The following is a 384-nucleotide window of genomic DNA, read 5'->3' on the forward strand; positions in this document are numbered from 1 at the left end:
TACCTACGACGCCGTGAAGATCCGGGCCGCGGTCGCCGCGCAGTTCGGGCATGTGGGCGATGCCGTACGGGAGTTGGGCGAGGAACAGCTCGCGCGGCCCAGTGGGGTCGGGGAGTGGAGCGTCGCCGAACTCGCCGCGCACATCGCCTGGATCGCGCACTCGCTGGCCGCCGGGCTGGCCCGGCCCCCGGCCGCCGTACCGGAACTGACGGCCGTCGAGTGGCCCTTCGCGACCGCGTCGCTCGCCGGGAAGATCGCCGAGGCGGCCAAGGAGACCCTGGGCGGCGCCCCGCTGCCCGAGCTGTACGAGCGCGCCGGCGCCCGCATGGCCGAGGAGCTGGCCGCGAACCCGGGCGGCCGGGTGATGGACCTGTGGATCGGGGA

1 protein-coding gene is annotated in these 384 nt (G+C 75.3%); it reads left to right on the forward strand.

The window, feature by feature from the left end:
• On the forward strand, window positions 1-384 hold a 384-nt coding region (locus tag G3I78_RS50740), incomplete at both ends, for a maleylpyruvate isomerase N-terminal domain-containing protein (protein ID WP_164437440.1).

It is taken from the genome of Streptomyces sp. SID13726 (assembly GCF_010548375.1).
In the GTDB taxonomy this organism is placed as follows: domain Bacteria; phylum Actinomycetota; class Actinomycetes; order Streptomycetales; family Streptomycetaceae; genus Streptomyces.